The 25,655-nt window shown below is 70.4% G+C and carries 19 protein-coding genes; 6 read left to right on the forward strand and 13 right to left on the reverse strand.

Features of this window, described 5'->3' with window-relative positions:
• Positions 1 to 809: 809 nt before the first annotated feature.
• From ACFW3L_RS25835 to mnmA, 6 genes are all read right to left on the reverse strand, one after another.
• Positions 810 to 2,846 carry a putative bifunctional diguanylate cyclase/phosphodiesterase gene (locus ACFW3L_RS25835; RefSeq protein WP_378748164.1) on the reverse strand — a complete coding sequence of 679 codons (2,037 nt, stop codon included), beginning with the start codon at positions 2,844 to 2,846 and terminating at the stop codon, positions 810 to 812.
• A 213-nt stretch (positions 2,847 to 3,059) separates the two neighbouring features.
• Positions 3,060 to 5,267: an NAD-dependent DNA ligase LigA gene (gene ligA, locus ACFW3L_RS25840; protein ID WP_378748168.1), complete on the reverse strand. Its 2,208-nt coding sequence runs from the start codon at positions 5,265 to 5,267 to the stop codon at positions 3,060 to 3,062.
• Between the two features lie 94 nt (positions 5,268 to 5,361).
• A complete protein-coding gene (locus ACFW3L_RS25845) occupies positions 5,362 to 6,495 on the reverse strand; it encodes a methionine synthase (RefSeq protein ID WP_378748173.1) in 1,134 nt (377 codons plus the stop codon).
• Positions 6,496 to 6,542: 47 nt separating this feature from the next.
• Positions 6,543 to 7,193: an HAD family hydrolase gene (locus ACFW3L_RS25850; protein WP_378748176.1), complete on the reverse strand. Its 651-nt coding sequence runs from the start codon at positions 7,191 to 7,193 to the stop codon at positions 6,543 to 6,545.
• A gap of 82 nt (positions 7,194 to 7,275) precedes the next feature.
• The gene (locus tag ACFW3L_RS25855) at positions 7,276 to 7,821 is read right to left on the reverse strand and encodes a DedA family protein (protein ID WP_378748179.1); all 546 of its coding nucleotides are present in this window, start codon (positions 7,819 to 7,821) and stop codon (positions 7,276 to 7,278) included.
• Positions 7,822 to 7,952: 131 nt separating this feature from the next.
• On the reverse strand, positions 7,953 to 9,056 hold the full coding sequence (gene mnmA / locus ACFW3L_RS25860) for a tRNA 2-thiouridine(34) synthase MnmA (protein ID WP_378748185.1): 1,104 nt from the start codon (positions 9,054 to 9,056) through the stop codon (positions 7,953 to 7,955).
• A 128-nt stretch (positions 9,057 to 9,184) separates the two neighbouring features.
• Here mnmA and ACFW3L_RS25865 point away from each other — a divergent pair, with 128 nt between their 5' ends.
• From ACFW3L_RS25865 to ACFW3L_RS25875, 3 genes are all read left to right on the forward strand, one after another.
• On the forward strand, positions 9,185 to 10,366 hold the full coding sequence (locus ACFW3L_RS25865; protein ID WP_378748189.1) for a DUF695 domain-containing protein: 1,182 nt from the start codon (positions 9,185 to 9,187) through the stop codon (positions 10,364 to 10,366).
• Between the two features lie 106 nt (positions 10,367 to 10,472).
• Positions 10,473 to 11,582 (forward strand): hypothetical protein, encoded by a 1,110-nt coding sequence (locus ACFW3L_RS25870; protein ID WP_378748192.1) that lies wholly within the window; start codon positions 10,473 to 10,475, stop codon positions 11,580 to 11,582.
• Between the two features lie 252 nt (positions 11,583 to 11,834).
• Complete coding sequence (locus ACFW3L_RS25875; protein ID WP_378748196.1) at positions 11,835 to 14,192, forward strand: tetratricopeptide repeat protein; 2,358 nt, start codon at positions 11,835 to 11,837, stop codon at positions 14,190 to 14,192.
• A 6-nt stretch (positions 14,193 to 14,198) separates the two neighbouring features.
• Here ACFW3L_RS25875 and ACFW3L_RS25880 read toward each other — a convergent pair whose 3' ends face one another.
• Both ACFW3L_RS25880 and ACFW3L_RS25885 read right to left on the reverse strand, forming a co-directional pair.
• On the reverse strand, positions 14,199 to 14,498 hold the full coding sequence (locus ACFW3L_RS25880) for a putative quinol monooxygenase (protein WP_352388649.1): 300 nt from the start codon (positions 14,496 to 14,498) through the stop codon (positions 14,199 to 14,201).
• A gap of 74 nt (positions 14,499 to 14,572) precedes the next feature.
• Positions 14,573 to 14,887, reverse strand: coding sequence for a hypothetical protein (locus ACFW3L_RS25885; RefSeq protein ID WP_352388647.1), 315 nt, complete (start codon positions 14,885 to 14,887; stop codon positions 14,573 to 14,575).
• 494 nt (positions 14,888 to 15,381) lie between these two features.
• Here ACFW3L_RS25885 and helR point away from each other — a divergent pair, with 494 nt between their 5' ends.
• On the forward strand, positions 15,382 to 17,541 hold the full coding sequence (helR, locus tag ACFW3L_RS25890; protein WP_378748236.1) for an RNA polymerase recycling motor ATPase HelR: 2,160 nt from the start codon (positions 15,382 to 15,384) through the stop codon (positions 17,539 to 17,541).
• Positions 17,542 to 17,556: 15 nt separating this feature from the next.
• Here helR and ACFW3L_RS25895 read toward each other — a convergent pair whose 3' ends face one another.
• Positions 17,557 to 18,369 carry an ion transporter gene (locus tag ACFW3L_RS25895; RefSeq protein WP_378748204.1) on the reverse strand — a complete coding sequence of 271 codons (813 nt, stop codon included), beginning with the start codon at positions 18,367 to 18,369 and terminating at the stop codon, positions 17,557 to 17,559.
• A gap of 522 nt (positions 18,370 to 18,891) precedes the next feature.
• On the opposite strand from ACFW3L_RS25895, the gene ACFW3L_RS25900 reads away from it, so the two are divergent.
• On the forward strand, positions 18,892 to 19,443 hold the full coding sequence (locus ACFW3L_RS25900) for a thymidine kinase (RefSeq protein WP_378748208.1): 552 nt from the start codon (positions 18,892 to 18,894) through the stop codon (positions 19,441 to 19,443).
• A gap of 35 nt (positions 19,444 to 19,478) precedes the next feature.
• On the opposite strand, the gene ACFW3L_RS25905 is transcribed toward ACFW3L_RS25900, so the two are convergent.
• From ACFW3L_RS25905 to ACFW3L_RS25920, 4 genes are read right to left on the reverse strand one after another with little or no spacing between them, the layout of a single operon-like run.
• On the reverse strand, positions 19,479 to 20,267 hold the full coding sequence (locus ACFW3L_RS25905; protein ID WP_378748212.1) for a hypothetical protein: 789 nt from the start codon (positions 20,265 to 20,267) through the stop codon (positions 19,479 to 19,481).
• A 2-nt stretch (positions 20,268 to 20,269) separates the two neighbouring features.
• The gene (locus ACFW3L_RS25910; protein WP_378748218.1) at positions 20,270 to 21,442 is read right to left on the reverse strand and encodes an NlpC/P60 family protein; all 1,173 of its coding nucleotides are present in this window, start codon (positions 21,440 to 21,442) and stop codon (positions 20,270 to 20,272) included.
• Positions 21,443 to 21,446: 4 nt separating this feature from the next.
• Positions 21,447 to 22,115 carry a hypothetical protein gene (locus ACFW3L_RS25915; protein ID WP_378748221.1) on the reverse strand — a complete coding sequence of 223 codons (669 nt, stop codon included), beginning with the start codon at positions 22,113 to 22,115 and terminating at the stop codon, positions 21,447 to 21,449.
• A gap of 37 nt (positions 22,116 to 22,152) precedes the next feature.
• Positions 22,153 to 24,501 (reverse strand): type IV secretion system protein, encoded by a 2,349-nt coding sequence (locus ACFW3L_RS25920; RefSeq protein WP_378748226.1) that lies wholly within the window; start codon positions 24,499 to 24,501, stop codon positions 22,153 to 22,155.
• A gap of 507 nt (positions 24,502 to 25,008) precedes the next feature.
• Here ACFW3L_RS25920 and ACFW3L_RS25925 point away from each other — a divergent pair.
• Positions 25,009 to 25,524: a VOC family protein gene (locus ACFW3L_RS25925; protein ID WP_378748230.1), complete on the forward strand. Its 516-nt coding sequence runs from the start codon at positions 25,009 to 25,011 to the stop codon at positions 25,522 to 25,524.
• The last annotated feature ends 131 nt before the right edge of the window (positions 25,525 to 25,655 follow it).

The following is a 25,655-nucleotide window of genomic DNA, read 5'->3' on the forward strand; positions in this document are numbered from 1 at the left end:
AAGGAACACCCGGCCACCAAGAACACAAGGGAAAGACACAAGCAGGAAACCATCAATCCCCGAGGAACAGCGTCGAACATTCCAGAACTCCTATTGGAGCGCTCTGCGAGCCTCGACCACACCACCATCATCATCATCGAGATCAAATCCGAAGTTGCTGGCGACCGCCGCGTCTCATTCTTCCTGAAGACCCGATATTTTGTCTTGCACCTCTCCACATCTCCACTCCACTTTGTCAGCATCCCCCAAACGTGTCAACATGTGGCCAACCCGGAATTCCGCGCACCGAGATTCTCTTTTGCAGTCGCGTGGATATCACTGGCTACCAGATCAGAGAACTCTTTGCCTCCGTCATCAACAGGGCTTTGAGGTCTCCACCATTTCCTGTGATGCGCCCCACTATGCTGAGGGAATCGTCAGCTGCTTGGTCCAGCTTTCCGGTGTCGACGTCACAGGACTTGGAGGAGAAGTACACGACTCACCTTGGGATCAGATTCGATTCTAGGGCTGGGGCTGGCCGAAGCTCACAAACGGACGTTCAGTGGTAGGTCCCGGGGAGCACTGAAGGAACCTCCACAGTTCCGAAAGTCTCACCAGCCTGGCTGTCCGTGTTGGCGGCTTCCGACGCACCACTCTGAATGCCCCCGGGGGATCATTCCCTCGAGGCTCCGAGGATGGCTGTCTCGGGGCCGCATACTCGTCTGGTCTGCGGTGACGGCCACAGCCATTCCCGTGGCCACCTTCGGCCAGTCCTGACCCGGCGGCGAAACTCTCGGTTTCCGCCAACTCGAAATGATGAATCGTCCGGCTCAGACGGGGGTGCCGGTGTCGTGGGCGGCCACCCAGGTGACCACGTCGCGGGCGATCATCGGGCGGGCGAAGAAGTGCCCCTGCGCGTGGTCGCAGCCGGTGTCGCGGGCGGCCTCGGCCAGCTCACGGGTCTGCACTCCCTCGGCGACGGCCCGCATGCCCAGGGCGCCGACCAGGGCGATCGCCCCGCGCACCACGGTGCGGCCGTTGGCCGTGCCGTCCACCAGGCGGGAGGTGAAGGACTCGTGGATCTTCACCTCGTCCAGCGGCAGTCCGGCCAGCTGGGCGAGGGTGAAGTGCCCGGTGCCGAAGTCGTCCAGCGCCAGGCCCACCCCCAGGGTGCGCAGGCGTCCGACGGCGGCGGTGGCGGCGCCGGGGTCCTCGATGAGGGTGCGCTCGCTGATCTCCAGGACCAGCTGGTGCGGCGGGACGCCGTGCTCGCGCAGGGCCGAGGCGACGGTCTCGGGCAGGTCCGGGTCCAGGAGTTCGCGCACGCCGAGGTTGACCGCCACCGGGAGGTGCTGGCCCTGGGTCCGCCACAGCGCGGTGCGGGCCAGGGTGATGTCGAGGACCTGCCCCGTGAAGGCCCGGAACAGGTTGGAGTGCTCGACCACCGGCATGAACTCGTCCGGGGTGAGCAGGCCGCGCACCGGGTGCCGCCAGCGGGCCAGGGCCTCCAGACCCACGGGCCGGTCGTCCGCCAGGTCCACCTTGGGCTGGTAGTGCATCTCCAGGGCGCCCTCGGCCAGCCCGCGGCGCAGCTCGCTGTACATGCTCAGCCGGGCGGTCGAGTTGCGGTCCTTGCCGGGGTCGTAGCACTCCACGCCGGTCCGGTCGGCCTTGGCCACGTACATGGCCACGTCGGCGCGCTGCATGAGGAGCTCGAAGTCGGGGGCGTCGTCCGGGTACAGGGCGATGCCGGTGCTGACCTGGAGGTCGAAGTCCATGCCGTCCAGTCGCACCGGTTCGGCCAGCGCCCCCTTGAGGCGCAGCGCCACCTCCCGGGCGGTGGCGGCGTCGCGCACCTGCGGGAGCAGGATGGCGAACTCGTCGCCGCCCAGGCGGGCCACGAGGTCGCTCGGGCGCACGCTGTGGACGAGCCGCCGGGCCAGGGTCTGGAGGAGGCGGTCGCCGGTGGGGTGGCCGAGGGTGTCGTTGACCTCCTTGAACCGGTCCAGGTCCAGCAGGAGCAGGCCGACGCGGGTGCCGCGCTGGTGGGCGTGGTCGATCTCCCTCCGGGCCCGGACGGTGAGGAGCTTGCGGTTGGCGAGTCCGGTGAGTTCGTCGTGGTTGGCCTGGTGGTCGCGCTTCACCAGCAGCAGGGCGCTCGTGTAGAGGGCTCCGAGGGGGAAGGCGAACAGCGGCACGTAGAGCACCGAGTGGGTCATCGCGATGACGATGAGCGGCGACAGACTGAGCAGGACCGCGTTCACGTACACCTGCTGTCCCAGGCCCTTGAACATCACCTGGCGCAGCGGCACGCGCTCGTGCATCGCCACGGCGCAGAGCACCAGGACCCGGTTGACCAGGAACGAGGCTGCCCCGGCGAGGGCGACCCCGACCAGCTCTCCCCCGGCCGGGATCCACGGGGAGGTGACGATCTCGGGGAGGGTCAGGCGCAGGACGGCGTCGGCCACTCCGAGGGAGAGGACGTACTGGGCAGCGTTGAAGGCGGTCCGGTGCGGCGCGTGACGGCGGGCCACCCCGGCGACGACCGTCGCGACGCACTGGAGGAGCGCCGCGACGGGCAGCCCGTAGAAGATGACCAGCGCGAACGTGAAGGGCAGCGAGGTGGGGGCGCCGCTGCCCGGCGCCTGGCCGGGCATGGCGATGGGTCTGAGCTCGCCGAGGATCACCATGCACAGCAGCACCCAGACCAGTGGTTCCCTGGCCAGGTTGGTGAGCTGTTCGATGCCGAGCTCGACGCTGGAGACGCCGAGCAGTGCCGCGCCCGCGACGGTGGCGGCCGCCATGTAGAGCCACAGCGGTGTCCCGACCCGGGGGCCGATGTCCCGAGTGCTGATGGGGTCCTTCATCGGTGACCTCGTGACTGATGACCGTTATCCCGGATACGGTCCTGTCCGTATCCGGTGGTGTTGTCGCACAGCTTACGGGGTTTCGTCACCAACTGTCGCATCACATGAACTATCCGTGAAGAGATTCGCGAGCCACGAAGGGCAGGGGGCCGGAACGGTCCCCCTGCCCGCGTCCCCGGAGGGACGCCCACGATCCCGGGTGTGCGGCGGAGCCTACTCCTCCGCCGCCTCCTCCACCGGGTTGATCCGCAGTTTCTCCGCCGCTTCGGGGCCGTCCTCCAGCAGGACGCGGAACCCGGCCTCGTCGAGCACCGGGACGCCGAGCTTCACGGCCTTGTCGTACTTGGACCCGGGGGCGTCCCCGACCACCACGAACCCGGTCTTCTTCGAGACGGAGGCGGTGGCCCGGCCACCGCACTCGGCCACGGCCTCCTTGGCGCCGTCCCTGGTGAAACCCTCCAGGGAACCGGTCACCACGACGGTCACGCCCTCCAGCACCCGGGACCCGGGTTCCTGTCCCTCGTCCTCCATACGGACACCCGCGGCCGCCCACTTTCGGACGATCTCTGCGTGCCAGTCCACGGCGAACCACTCGTGGATGGACCGGGCGATGGTCGGGCCGATCCCGTCAACCGACGCCAGCTCCTCCTCGGAGGCGGCGCGGATCGCGTCCATGGACCGGAAGTGGCGGGCGAGGTCCTCGGCGGCGCGGGGGCCGACGTGGCGGATGGACAGCGAGACCAGCACACGCCAGAGGGGCTTGTCCTTGGCCTCTTCCAGCTGCTCGAACAGCTTCTCGACCGTCTTCTTCGGCTCGCCCTTCATGTTGGCGAAGAAGGAGACCACCTTGGGCTCGCCGGTCTTCGGGTCCGTCTTGGGCTCGGTGGTGTCCGGATCCAGGACGTGCGTGCGGATCGGCAGCAGCTGCTCGACGGTGAGGTCGAACAGGTCGCCCTCGTCCCTGAGCGCGGGCTCGACCGGCTCCAGCGGCTGGGTGAGCGCCGTGGCCGCGACGTAGCCCAGCGCCTCGATGTCCAGCGCCTTGCGCCCGGCGATGAACGCCACCCGCTCACGCAGCTGGCCCGGGCAGGAACGGGCGTTCGGGCAGCGCAGGTCGACGTCGCCCTCCTTCTGCTGCCCGAGCTCGGTGCCGCACTCGGGGCAGCGCTCGGGCATGACGAACTCGCGTTCGGTGCCGTCGCGCCGGTCGAGCACCGGACCGACGATCTCCGGGATGACGTCCCCCGCCTTGCGCAGGACGACGGTGTCCCCGATGAGCACGCCCTTGCGGACGACCTCCTGGGCGTTGTGCAGGGTGGCGAACTCGACCTCGGACCCGGCCACCACGACCGGCTCCATCACGCCGTAGGGGGTGACGCGGCCGGTGCGGCCCACACCCACCTTGATGTCCACCAGCGTGGTGGTGACCTCCTCCGGCGGGTACTTGTACGCGATCGCCCACCGGGGCGCGCGGCTGGTGGAGCCCAGCCGCCGCTGGAGGGAGATGTCGTCCACCTTGACCACGATGCCGTCGATCTCGTAGGCGGGGTCGTGCCGGTGCTCCTGGTAGAACGCGACGTACTCGCGGACCTCGTCCATCGTGGCCACGACCTTGTAGCGGTCGCTGAGCGGCAGCCCCCACTCACCGAGGAGCGCGTAGGCCTGCGACTGGCTGGTGAAGGCGGTCTCCTCGCCCGCGGCGGGCGTGTAGGCGCCGACGCCGTGCACGATCATCGACAACGGCCGGGTCGCGGTGACCCTCGGGTCCTTCTGCCGCAGCGAACCGGCGGCGGCGTTGCGCGGATTGGCGAACGGCGCGTGGCTGCCGTCGACGGCGATGCGCCGGTTGAGCTCCTCGAAGTCCTCCACCGGGAGGAAGACCTCGCCGCGCACCTCCAGCAGCTCGGGGGCGGGGCGCACGCTCTCGTCGAGCTGCTCGGGGACCACCCCGATGGTGCGCACGTTGAGCGTGATGTCCTCACCGACCCGGCCGTCGCCCCGGGTCGCGGCCCGGATCAGGCGCCCCCGCTCGTAGACGAGGTCGACCGCCAGCCCGTCGATCTTGAGTTCGCACAGGTAGGCGTCGACCGGGACCTCGGCGGAGGCGCGGTCGGCCCAGGCGGAGAGCTCCTCGGAGTCGAAGGCGTTGCCCAGGCTCTCCATCCGGACGAGGTGCTCCACCTCGGCGAAGTCGACGCTGATGGGGGCGCCGACCTTCTGCGTGGGCGAGTCCTGGCTGACGAGGATCGGGTGGCGGTCCTCGATGCTCCGCAGTTCGAGCATGAGCCGGTCGTACTCGGCGTCGGAGACGATCGGTTTGCCCAGGTAGTACCGGTAGCTGTGATCGTCCAGCTCACGGCACAGCTCGGCGTGGCGGGCGCGTACCTCGTCGGGGACGGTGGTGTTCTCGGGCGCGCTCACTGCTGCCTTTCTTGTCGCTCTCACGGGGCCGGGTCGGGGGTGTCGGACGGGACCGGAGGTGGAGGCCGGGGGTCGACCCCCGCGTCCGCCGTCGCTACCTGCGGGGTTCGTCCCGCAGGACCCGGGCCCCGCCCCGGGCGGCTTCCAGGGCGGCCCTGGCGTGCCGGGGGGAGGCCCCCGCCAGCCCGCAGGCGGGCGTGGTGACGACCACCTGGGACAGCAGGTCAGGGCTGAATCCCAACCGGTTCCAGAGCTCTCTTACGGGGTCGACGATAGCCGCCGGGTCCGACATTCCGGCGGACCTCCGGGCGGCGGCCGTGGCGGCGTCCGCGGCGGTTCCGGAGGGTCGCGCGGGGGCGGCCGTGGCGGCGTCCGCGGCGGTTCCGGAGGGTCGCGCGGGGGCGGGCGGGTCGGTCGGGGGGACGACTCCGAGGAGGAATCCCACACCGGCCTCGACGGCGGTTCCGACCATCTCGTCGTGCGCCCGTGTGAGGAGTCGCGCGTCGAGGCTCAGGGCCCGGGCACCGCTGCGACGCAGGAGGTCGACCGGCGCCCCGGCGGCGCAGCAGTGCGCGGCGGGCACGGCGCCGCTCTCCTCGATCCCGGCGAACAGGGTGCGCAGGACCGACTCGACCAGGACCCGGTCCACGGCGGGCAGGACGCCGAGGCCGCTGGCCGTGGGCAGGCGGCCGAGGAGCACGGCGGGCAGGGTGGGCTCGTCCACCTGGACGATCACCCGGGCGCCGGGGACGCGACGCCGCACGTCGGCCACGTGTGCGAGGACGCCCTCCAGGTGGGACTCCGCGAGATCGCGGTGGGCCCCGGGGTCGGAGACCACGCGCTGGCCGTTGCGGAGCTCGATCGCGGCGGCCAGGGTCCAGGGACCGGCGATCTGCACCTTGAGCGGGCCCTCGTAGGCGTGGAGGTGCTCGGTGAGCGCGTCCATGTCGTAGGAGAGGAAGCTTCCGGCGCGGGCGAGGTCGCGTCCGGGGGTGTCGACGACCCGCCATCCGGTGGGCTGCACCTCGACGGGGAGGTCCACGAGGAGACCGGCGGCACGTCCGATCATGTCGGCGCCGGCGCCCCGTGCTGGGAGCTCGGGCAGGTGCGGGAGGTCGGGGAGCTCTCCGACGATGGTCCGCATGGCCTCGTCGGGGTCCTCCCCCGGCCAGGAACCCACTCCGGTTGCGGACGCGACGGGCCAGGGTTGGGGCTGCTGTTGACTCACGTTGCCCAAGGTTAGGGCAACCGGACCGGCGCGGCGCGGTGACGGAGTCAGGGGGTGCTCAGGACCAGTCCGCCCCGGGTCGTCTCCAGCGTGCAGAAGGTGAGGTTGTCGATGAGCTCGGTGGCGCCGATCCCCTCTAGTTCGGTGCGGCTGTGGGAGGTGGCCACGGCCAGCACGGCGGCGCCGGAGGCCAGGCCCGCGCGCACCCCGGCGGGGGCGTCCTCGACCACCAGGCACCGGGCGGGGTCGAAGCCGAGCGCGGCGGCGGCCCGGAGGTAGCCCTGGGGGTGGGGTTTGCCCTCGGAGACGTCGTCGGCGGTGACGAGCACCTCGGGGACGGGCAGTTCGGCGGCTTCCAGGCGGGTCCGCATGAGCCTGCGCGAGCCCGAGGTGACGGCGGCCCAGCGCGGGGAGGGCAGCGCGGAGAGGAGTTCGCGGGCGGCGGGCAGGGCGCTCACGCCGTCGAGGTCGGCCAGTTCCAGTTCCTCCAGTTCGGCGGTGGCCTCCGCGACCTGCGCCTCGGGCAGGAACATCGCGACGGTGTCCTCGGAGCGCCTGCCGTGGGAGACGGCCAGGATCTCCTCCGGGTCGATGCCGTGGGCCTCGCCCCACAGCCGCCAGGTCCTCTCGACGGCGCCGGTGGAGTCCACGAGTGTGCCGTCGATGTCGAAGAGGACGGCGTCAACAGAGATACGCATGCCCCCACGCTAGAGGGCGCGGGAGGCACGGGCGCGGCTCGGTCCCCTCCGGAGTGTTCGGGCGTCTCCGGGAACACGCGCCTCAGGTGAGGCGGGTGTCGGACTCGGCGGCCTCGCCGACGCGGGCCGGCTCCGCGTCCGGTGTCCGCTCGCCACGGGACCGGGCGGCCAGACGCGCGCGCACCACCAGGGCGGTCACCGCCGCGACGGCGGCCACGACCACGCCCACCGCCGTCCACGGGGACCTGAGGAAGAGCTCCAGCCAGGTGCCGACCAGCCCGGCGATCACCACGCCCCACAGGCCCGCCCAGGCCAGACCGCCGACGAAGACGGCGGCGAAGTAGCGGGGGAAGCGCATCCGCACGGCGCCGGCGGAGAGGTTGATCGCCGTCTGCATGCCCACGGTGAAGAAGCTGAGGGTGACCACGGGCGCGCCGTAGCGGTCGATGCGTCGTTTGGCGGAGTCCAGCTTCGGTCCGAGGCGTCGGCCCATGCGGCTGCGGGTGACCCCGGCTCCCAGGCCCCGGCCGATCCAGTAGGTCGCGGGGGCGCGCAGCAGGATCACCACGAGCAGGGTGCAGTAGATGACCCAGAAGGGCTGACCCTCGAGAAACGCGAACTGCGGCATGGACCGGACCCCTTACACCTTGACCCCACAACTTTGCATTGCCTTACCTAACTTCGGCAAGAGTCGCGGACGAGAAAGCGCGTGTTGTGTGTCCTACTGTGACGGTTATGCCCGTGTTCGGGAACCGGCGGTCACGCCGACGCGGACTTCCGCGCCTCCTCCGAACGCGCGGTCGACCGGATGGTGGCGGACCCGAGCACCGTGTCGCCGTCGTAGACCACCACGGCCTGACCGGCCGCGACGCCGCGCGCGGGCTCGGCCAGCCGGACCAGCAGCTCCGGACCGTCCTCGGCCTCCCGCTGCACGACCGTGGCCGGGTACACCTCGCCGTGCGCCCGCAGCTGGACGTGGCACTCGGTGGGCTCGGAGAGCGGGCCGCCGCCGCTCCACACCGGCCGCGTCCCGACGATCTCGTCCACCCGCAGGGCCTCGCGCGGACCGACGGTCACGGTGTTGTTCACCGGCTCGATGGACAGCACGTAGCGCGGGTTCGGGGCGCCGCCCAGACCCAGGCCCTTGCGCTGGCCGATCGTGAACGCGTGCGCCCCCTTGTGGGTGCCCACCACGTTGCCGTCCTCGTCCTGGATCGGCCCCGGCTTCTCGCCCAGGCGCCGGTTCAGGAACCCGGCGGTGTCACCGTCGGCGATGAAGCAGATGTCGTGGCTGTCCGGCTTGTCCGCCACCGAGAGCCCCCGGCGCTCGGCCTCGGCCCGCACCTCGTCCTTGGTGCAGTCCCCGAGCGGGAACATCGCGTGTTCGAGCTGCCCGGCGTCGAGCACGCCCAGCACGTACGACTGGTCCTTGCCCTCGTCGACACTGCGTACGAGGCGGCCGTCGATCTTGCGGACGTGGTGCCCGGTGGCCACGGCGTCGAAGCCCAGCGCCACCGCCCGGTCCAGCACCGCCTCGAACTTGATCTTCTCGTTGCAGCGCAGGCACGGGTTCGGGGTGTTGCCCGCCTCGTACTCCGCGACGAAGTCCTGGACCACCTCGCGGTCGAACTCCTCCGACATGTCCCACACGTAGAAGGGGATGCCGATGACGTCCGCCGCGCGGCGGGCGTCGTGGGAGTCCTCCACGGTGCAGCAGCCCCGGGCGCCGGTGCGGTAGGACTGTGGATTCTTGGAGAGGGCCAGGTGCACGCCGGTGACGTCGTACCCCGCCTCGGCCACACGGGCCGCGGCAACCGCGGAATCGACCCCGCCGGACATGGCGGCCAGTACACGCAAAGTCATAACGACCCCAGCCTATGCGCCCCACGGAGGAGGGGGCCACGCCCGGGCCCGACCGAAGGTGTGCTCTGGGACGCGCCCGCCCCGGGGCGGGGCGAGGGTGGTCGTCTGGTTCTGCGAAAATCATGGGTATGGCTCTGTTCCGTCGTCGCCGCTCCGCCGACACCTCCGACTCCGCGTCCACGGCCGCCGTCACGGCCTTCTGGGACGCCTGGCCCACCGTGCGCTCGCCCCTGGCCGAGTCCGTCGAGTCCGACACCCCGGCCTCCGCCGAGGTGTCCGAGCGGGTCTCCGCGCTGGTCAAGGCGATCCACCCGGACCTGGACTGGGAGGTGGGACCCGCACCCCAACCGCAGGGCGGCCTGGAGGACCTCGACCTGTCGGCCGACGTCGACCCGGCCAAGCTCCTGGAACAGCTCGCGGCCCTGGACGACCCCTCCCGGTTCACCGACGCCCCCTCCTACGCGCTGACCCTGCGCCCCGGCGCCTCCGAGGAGGCACGGGTGCAGTCCGAGCGCTGGTCCCGGTCGGCGCCGGAGGACACCGAGTGGCGGTTCCTCCCGGTCCGCCCCGCCGACCACGACCAGCTCGGCAACACCGTGCGCTGGGACGACCACGAACTCGACCTGTCCCACGTGTCCGTGTCCATGCGCGTCAACCAGGGCACGAGCCGGATCGAGGTGGGCGTCTACCACCCGGACAACATGTTCCTGTCCGGGGAGACCCGCCAGGCCGTCGCGGAGCACGTCACCCTGCTGGCCCTGGGCGAGGACCAGTTCGTGCGCTGGGTCGGGAAGGTGACGTCGCTGGACGAGCGGCCGATGGACCCGCTCCCGCCGACCTCCATGCCGGCCGTCGCCAAGCAGATGGGCGATCTCCTCGGCGGGACCGACGGCTGGGTGACGCTCCACGGCAGGCTGCCGTTGCAGGGCCCGCTCGAGGTCCAGGTCCGCCACCCCGTGACCCGCCGGGACTTCCCCGCGCTCTCGCTCTTCGTGCAGGTCCTCGTGCCGTACGCGGACGCCGACGCCGACCGGCTCCCCCAGGAGACCTCCGTCGTCTCGCTGGCCGACCTGGAGGCCCGGCTCTCGGGCCTGCTCGGTGACAACGGCGCGCTGTTCATGCAGCAGACCGTCGCCGGTCAGCGGATGTACGTCTACTACCTCGACCCGGACTCCGGTGTGCTGCCCGAGTTCGAGGACCTCCTCAAGGACTGGCCCGAGGGCAAGGTCCAGCTGCGCACCCAGCTGGACCCCAGGTGGCAGCAGTTCGACCAGGCCCGCCGCCCGTACGTGCGCAAACTGGGGCACTGAGGCCGCACGGAGAGGCCGCAGGGGCGGAACCGGGTTCCCACACCTGGTGTGCGGGCGGAGACAGGCGTATCGTGGCGTCCCCGCACAGGAGGATGGTTCGGGTCTGATGGAGGGCGTGCTCACACGAACGACCACGGGCCGACCCGGGGTCGCCGCGGTCGGCGCCCTCCTCGTCGTGTGCCTGGTGGGCGCACCGCTGATGTCGCTGTTCCCCGTCGCCGTGTGGGAACTGGCCCTCAGCCTGGGCCTGGGCCGACCGGAACTGGAGACCCTGCTGGTCACCCCGGTGGCGGTCGGCGGCACCGTCCTGATGGTGCTGATCTCCGCGCTCGTGCTCAGGGGCACCGGGGTGCGACACCCGGCCGCGTGCGCCTGCCTGGCGGCCGGGACCGCCCTGGCCACGCCCCTGGTGATGGCCCTGCTCTCGCCCACCTTCACACCCGTGCCCGGTGACGCCCTGGTGAACGCCGCCGTGGTGAGCGCCGTCGTGGCCTCGGCCGCGGTCTGCGCGTGCGTCCTCCTCGGCCAAGGCCACGCCCGGCACGGAGTCCTGCCCGGCATGGCGGTGGCCGCGGTCGGCCTGCTCCTGCTGCCGCTGGCCGCCGAGCACACGCGCGACCGGTCCACCGAACGGCGCTCGATCAGCCAGATCAGCGAGTTCGGGCACACGATCGCGGTCCTGGACCACCCGAAGTGGGCTCCCGTCGGGGTCCACGAGGTGCACGGCGGCCTGCGCATGACCTACGTCGCCGGGGACGGCGCCGACCCCCTCGGCACGGTGCCGGAGCGCAAGGTCCCGCCCCGCTCCGACGGCCCCGACGAGGCCCCGGACGGCGACCGCCCCGGAGCCCCGGCCACAGGGGAGGTCGCGGGCGGCCCGGGCGTGGGCGCGGACCGGGCCGACGAGAACGAGCCCGGGTCCCTGCACGTGCTGAGCTGGACGCCGGAGCAGCGGGAGTCGGGGATCCACGGCGGCTGCGGCTTCCCCGCGGTCGAGTGCTCCGAACAGGACTCGATGGTGGTCGTGCACCGTGACGCGGACGGGCACCCCCCTCGTCTGAGCGAGGTCCGCACCCGGCTGGACGACGGCTCCGTCGCGAGCGTGCACCCGAGCGGCGCCGTCGCCCCGGAACTGCTGTTCACCGTGGCCCGCACCCTGCGGGCCGAGGCGCCCGGTGAGCGCGCCGTCCTGATCGAGGAGGTCCTCCGGGGGTGACCCCCGGGGTCGGACGGTCGGACGGGCTCCCCCGTTCAGGAAGAGTTCTCCGCGACCCCGGCCGCCGCCGGGCGCCGGTCTCGGAGCACTGACCTGGGATTGCGCAAACGATGGGGTTGACTCCCCTCCGTGATGGGAACTGGATCGACCGAAACCCCTTTGCCCCCGGGGTTCCCGAGTCACGATCGGGGCATACGACACGTAAGCACGCTGAGCGCGCGACTCCCTCGGACCCCGGGAAGGGTGTGGCTGTTGAGCTCTGGCCACGAACACGGCAACGGCACGAACGCGGAGGACCACCACCTCGGCACGTGCCCCGACCACCCCGTCCCCACGGGAACTCCGACCTCCGGAACTGACTTCCACACCAGCCGAAACCCGGTGAACTGGCCGATCAGCGTCGGGTTGGTACCCGAGCCCGCGGACCACCACCGTCGGCGTGCCCTCTCCGACACCCTCGACACGACCCTGGGCGGGTTCGGTTCCCCCGCCCCGCACCAGGTGCTGGCCGGGGCGAGCGGGGTCGGCAAGACCCAGCTCGCCGCCCACCACGCCCGCGCCCTCAGCGGCCACCCCGTGCCGTCCCAGCGCCCCGAGGTCCTGCTGTGGGCCGACGCCGCCACCCGGGACGGGGTCGTGTTCGCCTACGCCCAGGCCGCACGGCAGCTCTTCGCCCGCGTCCCCGACGACCCCGAGCTCGCCGCCGGACAGTTCCTCTCCTGGCTGCACGAACCCGTGGACGGAGAGGAACGCCGCTGGCTGGTGGTGTGGGACGACCTCACCGACCCGACCGAGGTCGAGGACCTGTGGCCGCCCCCGGAGCGCGCCCACGGACGGATGATCGTCACCACCCGGCACGACCTCTCCCCGCACGGGCCCCTTCCGCACGACGTCCGGGGGTTCTCCGACACCGAGGCACACGGCTTCCTCAGGTCAGCGCTCGTGGAGGCCGGGATCGCGCACACCGACGACGAGTTGCGCCCCCTCGCCGCCGCCCTCGACCACCTGCCCCTGGCCCTGTCGCAGGCGGCCGCCCACATGGCCGACCTCCAGCTCTCCCCCGCCGCCTACCTGGCCCTGTTCCACCGGCGTGCGGCCGAGCGCCGTGCGTCCTTCCCGCACTGGGACACCGACTCCCCGGTCGCCGTCACCTGGGAGCTGGCCCTGGAACGCGCCGACTCCCACCGACCCGAGGGCGTGGCGCGACCCCTCATGGGCCTGATCGCCCTCCTCGACTCCGCCGCCACGCCGGAACAGGTCGTCGTCTCCCGTCCCATCCGCACCTACCTGGGGCGGCGCACCTTCCCCGCGCGCACCCTGACCCGCCACGAGGTCCGACTCGCGCTCGCCTCGCTGGAACGCCTCAACCTGGTCACCCGGGACACTCCGCTGGTCATCGTCGCCCACCTGCTCACCCAGCGCGCCACCCTCGAACACACCCGGACCCGCCCCACGAGGGAGGCGGTCCGGGCCATCGCCGACGGGCTGGTGGACGTGTGGCCGGACACCGCGCGCGACTCGGCCCTGGGCCGCCGCCTGCGCTCGAACACCGCCGTGCTGCGCGAACGCACCACGGGCCGGGTCCGGGTGTGGAGCTGGCTGTGGGAGGAGGGCATCCACCCGGTGCTGTTCCGCGCCGGAAGCGGCCTCGACACCTCCCGGCAGGTGGAGTGGGCCGTGACGTACTGGGAGGTGCTGACCGAGGCGGTCGCGCACACCCTCGAACCCGGGGGCCACCCCGCCGAGCACACGGGCCACTTCTTCCGGCACGGCGGCCAGGGCGGCGCGCCCGTCATCACGGACCCGCTGGCGTACTGGACGGGGGCGACCGCCGACCTGTCTCAGGCGCAACGGGCCTTCGAGGACCTGCACGAACGCCAGCTCCGGGTGCTGGGCCCGGACCACCTGGACACGCTGCGCACCCGGCACGGGCTGGCCTACCTCCGTGCGCAGGCGGGCGACACCGCCGGGGCGATCACCCGCTACCGCCGGCTCCTCGAGGACCTGACCCGTGTGGTGGGCGCGGACCGCGTGGAGACCCTGAGCACGCGGGGCAACCTCGCGGTGTGCCAGGCCGAGTCCGGTGACCTGGACACGGCGGTCCACGCGTCCCGCGCGCTCCTCGCGGACCAGCGCGACCACCTCGGTCCCGACCACCCCAACACCCTCAGCACCCTGCACAACCTCGCCCACTGGCGCGGCGTCGCCGGGGACCCCGAGGGCGCGGTGGACGAACTCCGCGAGCTGGTCGCCGTCCAGGAGGAGGTACTGGGCCCGGACCACCCGGGCACCCTGACCAGCAGGCACAACCTGGCCTGCTGGCAGGCGCGCGCACACGACGCCGACGGCGCGGTCAGCGCCCTGGAGGCGCTGGTGGCGGACCGGAGCCGCGTCCAGGGCCACGAACACCCCGACACACTGTCCAGCCAGCGTCAGCTGGAACGGCTGCGGCGCGAGCGCCGAACCAGGGCGCGACGCCACCCGAGCGACCGCGACCCCGACGACAGCGGCGCGCGCGAGGACGGGACCAACGGGAACGGAGGCAACCACGAGGTGGACCCCAACGACGAACCCACCGGCCCCCAGGCGCTCAACCAGTCCTGGATCTGAGCCGGGTCAGTCCCGCAGGGGTGAGCCGACCACGGTGAAGCGCCGCCCGTCCATCCCGGCGAGCAGGGGCCGCGCCTCGACGATCGCGGCCCGAACGCCGGGCAGCCGCAGGGAGGCCCGGTGCGCGTCCTCCGACTCCCAGAGTTCGGTGACGAACACCGTGTCGGGTGCGGCGTCGTCGACGCCCACCTCGTACGAGAGGCATCCAGCTGCCCCGAGCTCGGGGTTGTGCCGGGTCAGGACGGCGACGACCTCGTCCCGCCTGCCCGGGGCGGTCTCCAGGACGCCGACGTTCGCGAAGGTCATGGACGGCACACTACCGACGCGCCGCTCCGACTCCCGGGACGACACGGCGCCCGCGGCGACACGGCTCCCGCGCCTCAGAGCCGGTACTCGGCCCGGAGGTGGGCGGCGAGCCTCGGGTACTCGTCCAGGATCTGGTCCTGCTCGGCGGCGGTGAACTGGGAGACGGTCTTCTCGACCTCCCCGTGGTAGCGCCAGAGCCGGTCGAACTCGCTCCACTCCGGGGAACCGCGCTCGGCACGGTGCCGCAGGGCCTGGTAGATCAGCCGTACGTCGGTGACACAGCTGTCGAGCCGGTCCCGGCGCTGGACTCTGGCGACGTGCTCCCGGTACTTGCGGTCCCGGTCCCGCTGTCTGGGGGTCCGACCGTCGTGTTCGGGCTCAACGTCCATCGATGTCCGCTCTCTCCTCAGCTGGGGGCACGCAGCGTTCGCTGGGCTTTCCCGTCGTTCCTACAACGCTTTCGGCCCGGAGAACAGAGAAAACCCGAGATCGAGGCCGACCCAGAACATTCCCGCCACCAAACAGACACCCGGCATCACAGAGGATGTTCCCACCACAAACGGACAGCCTCGGGAGCCGTCGGGGAACAACGGCACCGGCTCTGTCCGAGAGCGCTCGGTGAGCCCGTTTCGGGTTCGGTCGGGTGGGCGGCCCGGAGCTGGGGCCGCCCATCAGGGCCACGGGGCCATGCCGAAGGACGCGTTCACGGGGTGGGGGTCCGACCTGCCACGCCGTGTGCCCGGCGGAGATCGGTGGGCTGGCGGGAGTCTCAGGACACTCCCCGCCATTCTCAACTTATAGCTCACCCCGGGGCTTGCCGCAAGACCCCCCTCGCCCCTCACAATGGTCCACCGTGAGCAGAACCAACGACACGGGGGACGTTGTGAAACAGCAGGCCAGAAGCGTCTTCGAGCTTTCGGACCACCTCTCTTCCAAGGGGGATCCGACCCTGGTCTCCGACGACGAGAGGCACCTCGCCGCCGTCCGGGACACCCTCGAACAGTCGATCAGCGACCTCTCCGCCCGGCTGGACGAGCGCCGCCGGGCTCCCACGGGCAAGGTGCGCGAGGTCCTGGACCGGGACATGGAGGTGCACCGGCTGTCCGCCCGCCTGCGCACCCTGCGCCGCTTCGGCTCCGACCTGTGCCTGGGCCGCATGGTCGGGGCCGACGACCTCGAACCCGTCTACGTCGGACGGCTCGGCCTGACCGACCGCGACGGGCGGCGCCTCCTGATCGACTGGCGCTCCCCCGCGGCCGAACCCTTCTTCGCGGCCACCCACGCCCACCCGATGGGCCTGGCCAGCCGTCGCCGGTACCGCTGGAACCTCGGCCGTGTCAGCGACTACTGGGACGAGGTGTTCACCGAGGACGGTTTCGAGGGCCACGCCGCGCTCGACGACCAGTCCGCCTTCATCGCCAGCCTGGGCGCCCACCGCTCGGACCGGATGCGCGACGTGCTCAGCACGATCCAGGCCGACCAGGACGCCATCGTCCGCGCCGGTTCCGGCGGCGCCCTCGTCGTGGACGGCGGCCCGGGCACGGGCAAGACCGTGGTCGCCCTGCACCGCACGGCGCACCTGCTCTACTCGGACTCGCGTGTGGGCCACCGCCGGGGCGGGGTCCTGTTCGTCGGCCCCCACCAGCCGTACCTGGCCTACGTCGCGGACGTCCTGCCCAGCCTCGGTGAGGAGGGCGTCCAGACCTGTACGGTGCGCGACCTGGTCCCCGAGGGCGGCACCACGCGGACCGAGGCCGATCCCGAGGCCGCGCGGCTCAAGGAGTCGGCGCACCTGGTGGACGCGATCGAACCGGCCGTCCGGTTCTACGAGCGGCCCCCGAAGACGGGCACGACGGTCTCGACCCCCTGGTGCGACCTGCGGCTGAGCGCTGACGACTGGGCCGAGGCGTTCGGGTCGGTGGACCCGGGCACCGCGCACAACGAGGCCCGCGAGACCATCCTCGACGAGCTGGTGGAGATCCTCCTCGACCAGCTGGCCGACCGGACCGACGAGGAGGTCGCCCCGCCGACGCTCAGGGCGACGCTGCTCCGTGACGTGGAACTGCTCACCACCCTGCACCGGGCCTGGCCGCTGCTGGAACCCACCGACCTCGTCGGGGACCTGTGGACCGTGCCCGCCTACCTCCGGCTCTGCGCGCCGTGGCTGGACGCCGACCAGATCCAGCGGCTCCAGCGCGAGGAACCCGAGGCCTGGACCATCTCCGACCTGCCCTTCCTCGACGCCGCCCGGCGGCGGCTGGGTGACCCGAGGGCCTCCGAACACCGACGCCGCCGCGAGGCCTCGGCCGCGACCGAGCACGAGCGCAGGTCGTCCGTGATCGACACCCTGCTGGAGGCCGACGACGACGGCGAGGGGCTGGTGACGATGCTGCGCCACCGGGACCTCCAGGACACCCTCGTCGACGGGGACGGGCTGCCCGCCGCGGACCCGGACCTGCTCGCGGGACCGTTCGCGCACATCGTGGTGGACGAGGCCCAGGAGCTGACCGACGCGCAGTGGCGCATGCTGCTGCCGCGCTGCCCGTCCCGGAGCTTCACCGTCGTCGGGGACCGCGCCCAGGCCCGGCACGGGTTCACCGAGTCGTGGCGGGACCGGCTGGAGCGGGTGGGCCTCGACCGGGTCACCCTCGCCTCCCTCAGCGTCAACTACCGGACCCCGGAGGAGGTCATGGCGGAGGCCGAACCGGTGATCCGCGCGGAACTGCCCGACGCCAACGTGCCGACCTCCGTCCGGGCCAGCGGGATCCCCGTCCGGCACGGACCGCTGTCGGACCTGCGGGAGGTCGTCGACTCCTGGCTCGCCGAGAACCCGGAGGGAACCGCCTGCCTGATCGGCCACCCCGCGTTCCGGGCCACGCCGCGCGTGCGCTCCCTGAGCCCGGACCTCGTCAAGGGCCTCGAGTTCGACCTGGTCGTCCTCGTCGATCCGGACCGCTTCGGTGAGGGGGTGGAGGGCGCGGTCGACCGCTACGTCGCGATGACCCGGGCGACCCAGCGGCTGGTCATCCTGACCAGCCCCTGAGGGGTCGGGGGCCCGTCACTCCCGGGCCCTCGTCCCGCCCTCCCCGGCCTCCCCCTCGGGGGCATCGCCGCCCACGACGGAGACCTCTGCGGCGCCCTCCTCCCGGAGCCTGCCCTCCAGTCGTCGCACCTGCTCGCTCAGCTCCGCCAGCCGATCCATGACCGCGTTGTGCTGGACCAGTTCGAGCTGCTGGTCCTCCTCCCAGCGGCCCTTGCCGAACTCCTGCTCCATCGACGTGACGATCACACCGATCACCAGGTTCAGGATGATGAACGCGGTGAGCACGATGTAGACGACGAAGAAGACCCACCCGTACGGGTGGTGTGCCAGCACCTCGTCCGAGACGTCCGGCCAGTTCTCCGTGGTCATGAGGAGGAACATCGTGTACAGGGAGGTGCCGAGGTTCCCGAAGAACTCCGGGACGCTCTCACCGAACATCTGCTGGGCGAGGATCGCGGACGTGTAGACCACGATGAGCAGCAGACCGATCACCGTGCCCATGCCGGGCACCGCCTTGAAGAGGGCGCCGATGATCTGGCGCATCTGCGGGACCGCGGTGATCGCCCGCAGCACCCGCAGGACCCGGAGGATACGCAGCACCGCGAAGGGCCCGCTCGCCGGGATCAGCGAGATCACGACGACCCCGAAGTCGAACCAGTTCCAGCCGTCCCGCCAGAACCCCCCGCGCCAGGCGTACAGCTTGAGGATCATCTCGACGACGAACAGACCGATCACGAACTGCTCGACGGCTTCGAGATACGGAAGGGCGGAACCGCCATAGGTCGCCCAGCCCAATATGACGGCATTGGCCAGAATCACGGCAAGCATGACGTTGGAGAACCAACGACTTTCCACGATCTGGGTGACCTGTTCCCGCCGCAACGTCACTTTCCCCCTCACACACGCGCCCTGAATGAGGACAAGGCGCGCCCAAATATATCGAAGCCGTTTCGGACGGCTCCGAGCGCGTCATCCTTCGCGCGGAACCGCTCCCAGGGCGCTCCCAGGAGTCCCGGGGGCGCCGACCGCGACCCACCGGAGCCCCGCGAGGCAACAGCGCACCCCAGGACGGTACGCTCACCCGCCGTCCCGCACGTCACGAACCCATCACCACGGGAGGTCACTGGCGCGTGCGACATCCCACACGCGCGCCCCACCCGGTTTCGGACCGGCCCCTTCCCGAACCGCCCCACCCCCGCAACCGGCCGCGAACCGTCCCCCACGACGCGGCCACCGGACGGGAGGGCTCCGACGGGTGTGACCGGGCCCCGCTCCCCGCTGATATCTTCGCTGCTGGCCTCGACGGCAGTCGGGCCTCCCCCAAGCAGCGCCCGCGACCGAGGAAGAGACATGGCGGAGCTGAAGTACTTCACCGGTTCGATGAACTCGGGCAAGAGCACCATGGCCCTCCAGGAGCACCACTCCCGCGGGGGCGAGGGCGTCCTGTACACGAAACAGGACCGCGCGGGCTCGGGGATCATCTCCTCGCGACTGGGCCTGACCTCACCCGCGGTCGAGGTCGGCGACGCCCTGGACCTGTACGACGACGTGGCCGACCGCAAGGCCTCCTACGTGATCTGCGACGAGGCCCAGTTCCTGTCGTTCAAGCAGGTCGGACAGCTCGCGGGCGTCGTGGACGGCATGGGCATCGACGTGTACTGCTACGGGATCCTGACCGACTTCCAGGGCGCACTGTTCCCCGGGTCGAAGAGGCTCGTCGAACTCGCGGACAAAATAGAGATCCTGCCGGTCTACGCCCGCTGCTGGTGCGGGAACCGCGCCACACACAACGCCCGCGTGGTCGACGGGGTCATGATCTACGAGGGCGAGCAGGTGCACATCGGCGGCAACGAGTCGTACACGACCCTGTGCCGCCACCACTTCATGGCCGGCGTCGCGTAGGGGTGCTTCTCTGGAGGAGGAGCGTCTTCACGCCTCTACTCCGGAATAATAGTGAAGAACCGGTCATTCAAGCGCGACCCGAGGGCCTCCCCCTGGCGTTCGAAGTCGAACTCCGGAACCTGACCGCTTTCCAGCCCTTCAGGATCACCGGAGAAGACCATCGTGTAGACGGCGCTTCGAGTCCGCGCCACCACGAGATACTGAGAAACCCCGTCGAGGTCCTCACCATAAAAGGACTGCGCCGCATCAGCCCAGTCGGGATCTGCTTGCGACTCAATCTGCGAGAACTCCGCAGGAACGGATTCCAGAGCTTCGGCAAACAACTCCTCGGCCACCTGATCCCGATCCTCCTGCGGGTCATGGACGACCGCTTCGAACTCGAAATCAAAGTACCAGAGTGCGGTAGTACCGAACTGTGGCCTTACGGTGAAACTGCATGCACCCGACACCAGACGAGGCTCTTCCTGGTCAAATCCAGGATTCTCGGCAGGGTCCGAATGAGACACGGAGACCGTCTCTTCAACATGAAGATCTCTCATGCTGGGTAGCGCCATGTAGTCACCGCAGACTTCCAGTCCGCCCGGCTCCAGTTCGGCGCGCGGCTTCCCTCGTTGCTCGGCAGCCACTGGAGCCTCCGAGGCATCGCTGGATATTCCAGAGGAAACGGAACCCACCAGGAGGCTGAGAGCCCCCACAAGCACACCGAAGACACCGAAGGCGGCGAAGGTACCGCACCCGAAGACCGTGAGGGCCGCCTTCCAGCCGTGCAGGCCCTTCTTCGCTGGTCTTCCGCGCTTCGCGTCCTTTTCCTGGGTGTCCGCCACGGTTACGCCTGCGCCTCCAGCTGAGCCTTCACTTCGGGGTGCTCAAGCGGACGGGTGAACCCCACGATGTCCGCACGATTGGGGTCATCGTACTCGCGTACCGCGATCGGACCACAGTTGGTGCACCAGGCCTCGACCATCAAACCGTCCCCGATCACCATTCCCATGTGTCCCGGTCCCGGCGGCTCTCCGGCCCGGGTCACGTCAAAGAAGACCAGGTCCCCGGGTTGTTCCTCGCCCTGAGGGACTTCCGGGCCGAAACCCCACTGGTCCTGCGAAACCCGTGGGACCGTCACTCCGATGCTTTCGTAGGCCTTCATCGTCAGTCCGGAACAGTCGTACCCGTCCGGTCCGGTACCGCCCCAGATATAGGGCTTGCCGCGCTGGTCGAGGGCCCAGTCCACGACCGCCTGCGTCAGGTCGTCAGGCGCCTGGCCGATCGGCACCCCGTCCTCGTCCAACTCGCAGAGCACCGCGGTCCGGATGGAGTCGGACGTGTTGAAGTCGCCGTCCGCGTACCGTTCCGCCCACTCCAGCACGTCGTCCACGTACCACCAGGCACGGTTGTAGCCGAAGATCGCCTGGCGGACGTCGTCCTCGAGGCCGTGCGCCAGAAGGTAGTCGGCGGCGGCCGGGATGGCGTCGGCCGGATCGTAGACGTTGACGACGCCGTCGTCGTTGCCGTCCACCCCGTAGCCCAGCTCGGGCCGCTCGTCGACCGGCTGGATCGGCTCACCGCCCCAGCTGTTCCCCGCCGCGGACCCGTCCAGCGATCCGAACTGCATGGGGCCGGAGGCCCCCCAGTCGTTGTGGCCCTCGGTGATCCCCGGCCCCTCCCAGCGCCCGTGGTGGGACTCCACCTGCCCGATGCCCGCGAGGATGTTCCACGGAACCCCCCGGTCCTCGCCCGCCTCCTTGTACAGCTCCAGGTAGTTCTCCGGGATGGTGTCCATCGCGTAGGCGCTGCTGTCCGGTTGGTCGGCGTCGGCGTTGGGGGCGCACACGACGCCGGAGGCCAACCAGGAACCCACCTGGGTGTTGTTGGTGAGCGCCGGGATCACCATCAGGGTCAGGAGGACCAGGCCAGCCACACCGACGGCCGCCAGGACCGCGACCCTGGTCAGGCAGGAACCCGTTCGTTCGTTCGGGGTCGCGGTACGTAGAGCGGAGATCACGCGTTCACTCCTCCCCGAACTGTCCCGCGTCGGCGGGTTGGAAGTCGAAGACCGCCCAGGTCCCGCCGTCGCGGACCAGGGTGACGGCGAAGTCTCCGAGATCCTCGTCGAACTCGGAGGCACCGGTCTCGGTGATGGACTGCGCGGTGACCACGAAGGTGATCGAGTCCGCGCCGAAGGTCCGGATCTCCTGGACCTCCGCGCGTCCCTCCGCGACGGCCTCGGCCTCGCTCATCTCCGCCCAGAAGGCGCCGACCCGGTTCGCGTCGGAGAGCACCTCCGCGTACTCGTCGGTCGACAGGGCCTCCATGGCCGCGTAGTAGGCCTCGGGATCCTGCGCGTAGTCGATGGTCCCGTAGGCCTCGGCGAAGGCCTGTGCGGTCGCTCCCGCCGCCTGGAACTCGCCTTCGGAGAACGGGAACCAGCCGAGGACGTCCAGGTCCTCGGCGGCGGTGGTCGGGATCGGGCTGGGCGGGACGGTGGCCAGGGCCCCCGGGTTGGAGGAGGGCGCCTCCCCCTGGGCGGCACCCGGCTCCCGGGGCGGACCACCGGGATCCTCCGCCTGGTCGTCCCCGAACCCGCCGAGGCTGAAGTAGATGCCGAAACCGGCCAGGGCGGCGATCAGGCCGATGACGACCAGTCGCTGGGTGCGTTCGGGGAGAGGGTTGGGCATGGTGGTCGGTTGCCTTGTCGTCTGCTCTGTGACCGGGTCACTGGTCGTCGTTCAGCCAGAAGGGGACGTCGCGCTTGCGGTCCCGGGTGCTGGAGGGGCCGCCCTCCCCCCAGAACGGGGTGATGGGGGCGTTGTCCTTGCTCTTCCCGGAACCGGTCAGCCAGCCGCCCTCTCCGTCGCCTCGTCGGCCACGGTCGGCGGGGGCCGGACGCGCGGGCCGCTGCGGGGCGGGGCGGTCACGCTTCTCCTTCGGCCCACCCCAACGCGAGCTCCGGCCGCCGAGGTTCCCCTGGGCAGGGGTGTCCTCGCGCCCGTTGAAGATGCCCCGCCCGGTGCTGGGCTCGGCGCGGTCCGCGCTGGCCGCACGTGAGTTGCTGGATCCGCCACCGAACATGCCCCCACCGGAACGGGAGTCGGAGCCACCACCGTCGTTGCGGTTGGCACCACCGCCTCCGCCGCCGGTACCGAAGACGGCGGCCCAGCCGCTGTCCCCGGTTCCGGTGTAGCCGCCGGCGGGCCGGGGCGGGATCGCTCCGCCGCCGCCAGCTGCCCCAGCACCTCCGCCTCCCCCTCCGGAGAGACTCGGTGCCTGGTCACTATTGCGGGAACCGGTGGTCGGGCGCGGGGCACCGCCCCCACCGCTCCGACTGACGTTGAGCGGCGGAGCGTTGTCGTTGCCCCGGACCCGCCCGTAGCCGCCGACTCCCCGAACGCGAGCGCCCTCGGCGCGGGTGTTGCCGCCCTCGGGAACCTCCTCCGCCGTTTCGGTGGCCCCCGGCGTGACGCCCCCACCCACGGGAACACCCGCCGCCGCGCCAGCGATCATGCCGCCCCGGCGGCGGCCCCAGTTCTGCGTCTTGAGGTAGGCGACCGGGGGGAGCACCATCGCACTCTTGTCCAGGGCCTGGCTGCGAGCGGCGTCGGTCACGATGCGCGAGGTGAACGTGTTCGCGTTGACCGAGGCGAAGAGGTAGGCGAACGTCTTCCGGTAGATGAAGATCGCCAGGGTGAACAACGCGAGCAGGATCATCTGCAGGCCCCAGCCCAGACTGGTGGACATGACGATGCCGTAGCTCATGACAAGCAGAGCCATCAGGAGAACGATGAAGATCTGCTTGAGCAGGAACCCGACCATCAGCTCCACCCAGCGCAGCAGCACCATCCGCCCATAACCAGGGTGAATGCCGATCAAAAGAAACACTGGCGCCAGCATGAACAGAAGAATGAAAGCGATCTTCAGTACGATGAGCGCCACCGAGGCAGCCAGGATCAACCCACCCGCGAAGATCGACGCAAAGAGAGCCAGGGTCGCCACGCCCAGTCGACTCCCCTGGTCATCCCCCGCAAAGAGCGGATAGACGCTCGGGTAGGTGGATTCAACGTCTGCGGCGATCGCCTCGTAGGACTCTTGTTTTTCGGTGGCAAGCGCATTCGGGTCGAGTTCCCCGTCGGAGATCTGCTGCTGCTCAATTCGGCTGATGCCTTGCGCTGCGATCAGATCCATTGAGTGGTCGATCGAGGCGTCCTCGGCCAGGGTGGAACTACCAAACTGTCCGGCAACCCACGGCTGACACACCAGGCTCGACCACAGCATGTCCGCGTTGCGGCGCACCTGGAAATCAGCCTCGGATTCCCAGCTGGCGCGTTCGGGCGGCTCCGCTCCTGCAGGGCACGATCCGGAACCTCCTCCGTAGGGAACCTGGCCAACGGCGCTGGTCACCAGTTGTGTCCCAGAGTTGACCAGAGCGCTGCCCATGCCCATGACCTGAGCCGGGTTCACCAGAATCCACATGCCGATCGCGGTGGCGGCAACCATCCAGACCGAGGACTCCAGCGTCAGCGTCATCCTCTTACGGATGAGGCCGTACCAACCCAGCCAGATCGCACCGAGAATAACCATCGTCGGAATGAGAGGACGCCAAATACCCTCCCTCAGAGCGATGATCACGCTTTCGACGGCTTCGGTGAAACTGGACAAAAGACCATCCGAAGTGGCCGCCTGGTAGACGGTGATGGTCGACTGGTTGATGGTCTTCGACAGGTCCCAGGCGGAGTTCGCGATGGTGGCCTGGGCGCCCAAACCCATCTTGTCCACACAGGACTCGGTGATCATGTGCCACTGCTGACCGGCGGTCCCGTACTGGCCGTACATGCTCGCGTCGGGGGGCATCCCGTCAGGGGAACCCTCGATCGCCGACTGCGACTGCGGCGGCACCAGGAGACCGTCCGAACCACTGCCCGCGGACTCCGGGAGCGGGGCCGGGTTGCCCGCGCACATGGGGTTCGCCTGCGCGGAGCTCAGTGGGATGAGGATGAGTCCGCACAGCATCAGGAACGTCATCAGGATGCGTCGCCAACCCCGCCGGTGGACGTGCTGATGCCTCATCTGCTGAGCTCCTGCGTCGTGGTTCGTGCGGGAAAGGTTGGCAGACACCAGGGCCTCCCGACCGCACACGCACCGCCACACCGTCCGGCGGGCGACCGCACGCGACCACAAGGCCCCCGCATGTCTTTACCCCATCCTCTATGGTGCGCCATCACCGGGTTGGGAGATGGCTGCAACGCGACCGGTTTTTCGGTCTGTGCCCCGGAACAGGCCGGAGACACGCGACTAAATGGGGGCGATCTCCTCGTTTGCGCAGGTAACGGGCTCCCAAGGCGGGCCGTAACACCCAAAAACCTCAAGGCCACAATTTGCTCACCAGATGTGGACTATGAGGGGCGTCACAGAACCTTTCGCAGCCAAAAGTGGACATACGACAACCAAGCGGACTGGGACCCGGTACCGTCCGCACCTTCCACAGAACCCACAGCCCCTATTGGAGAAGGACCGAAACGGAGGGCCTCGCATCGGCTTGACCCTCACGCGACGTGAGGGTCAACGATGGTCCCCATGAGCGAAACCTTCCACGCGTTCAGCGTCAGCCCCGTCCCTCCGCCCGGACCCGACACCGCGCCTCCGGAACTGTTCCGGGGCATCTACGGCATGCCGATGTTCGTCACCGTGCCCACCCACGACCTGGAGGCGTCCAAGGCGTTCTGGGTCGACGGCCTCGGGTTCTTCGACCTCTACTCGGTCCCCGGCCAGGTCGTCCACCTGCGGCGCTGGGCGTTCCAGGACGTCCTGCTCGTGCCGGGTGAGCGCCCGGAGCAGGCGTCCGCCTCGAGCGTCAGCTTCTCCTGCGTGCTGAACCAGATCGAGGGCATCGTGACGGCCTGCGAGGAGCAGCGGCCCGGGTCCACGACAGGTCCGCGCCAGATGCCCTGGGGCTCGGTCGAGGTCGAGGTGACCACTCCGGAGAACGCCCGGGTGGTCATGACCGCGGCCCGCCCCTACGACCCGGAGAGCCCGGAGGCCCGGTTCCTCCGTGAGTCGGGAATCGAGGGACCCGACACCCCCGGAGCCTGACGCGGGACCAGGACGAGGGGCGGGGGGGGGGGGGGGGGGGGGGGGGGCCCGCCGAGGAGACCCGATGAGGGACCACGGCCGCGCGGGGCGGCACGCCCCCCCCCCCCCCGCCCACCCCCCCGAGATGTAGT

It is taken from the genome of Nocardiopsis sp. NPDC058789 (assembly GCF_042745575.1).
Taxonomy (GTDB): Bacteria; Actinomycetota; Actinomycetes; order Streptosporangiales; family Streptosporangiaceae; genus Nocardiopsis; species Nocardiopsis eucommiae.

Excerpts from the sequence above, each read along its gene's own strand:
- ACFW3L_RS25835 (WP_378748164.1), bottom strand. The coding sequence starts at position 2,846 with ATGAAGGACCCCATCAGCACTCGGGACATCGGCCCCCGGGTCGGGACA.
- ACFW3L_RS25850 (WP_378748176.1), bottom strand. The coding sequence starts at position 7,193 with ATGCGTATCTCTGTTGACGCCGTCCTCTTCGACATCGACGGCACACTC.
- ACFW3L_RS25855 (WP_378748179.1), bottom strand. The coding sequence starts at position 7,821 with ATGCCGCAGTTCGCGTTTCTCGAGGGTCAGCCCTTCTGGGTCATCTAC.
- mnmA (WP_378748185.1), bottom strand. The coding sequence starts at position 9,056 with ATGACTTTGCGTGTACTGGCCGCCATGTCCGGCGGGGTCGATTCCGCG.
- ACFW3L_RS25865 (WP_378748189.1), top strand. The coding sequence starts at position 9,185 with ATGGCTCTGTTCCGTCGTCGCCGCTCCGCCGACACCTCCGACTCCGCG.
- ACFW3L_RS25870 (WP_378748192.1), top strand. The coding sequence starts at position 10,473 with ATGGAGGGCGTGCTCACACGAACGACCACGGGCCGACCCGGGGTCGCC.
- ACFW3L_RS25880 (WP_352388649.1), bottom strand. The coding sequence starts at position 14,498 with ATGACCTTCGCGAACGTCGGCGTCCTGGAGACCGCCCCGGGCAGGCGG.
- ACFW3L_RS25885 (WP_352388647.1), bottom strand. The coding sequence starts at position 14,887 with ATGGACGTTGAGCCCGAACACGACGGTCGGACCCCCAGACAGCGGGAC.
- ACFW3L_RS25895 (WP_378748204.1), bottom strand. The coding sequence starts at position 18,369 with ATGCTTGCCGTGATTCTGGCCAATGCCGTCATATTGGGCTGGGCGACC.
- ACFW3L_RS25900 (WP_378748208.1), top strand. The coding sequence starts at position 18,892 with ATGGCGGAGCTGAAGTACTTCACCGGTTCGATGAACTCGGGCAAGAGC.
- ACFW3L_RS25915 (WP_378748221.1), bottom strand. The coding sequence starts at position 22,115 with ATGCCCAACCCTCTCCCCGAACGCACCCAGCGACTGGTCGTCATCGGC.
- ACFW3L_RS25920 (WP_378748226.1), bottom strand. The coding sequence starts at position 24,501 with ATGAGGCATCAGCACGTCCACCGGCGGGGTTGGCGACGCATCCTGATG.
- ACFW3L_RS25925 (WP_378748230.1), top strand. The coding sequence starts at position 25,009 with ATGAGCGAAACCTTCCACGCGTTCAGCGTCAGCCCCGTCCCTCCGCCC.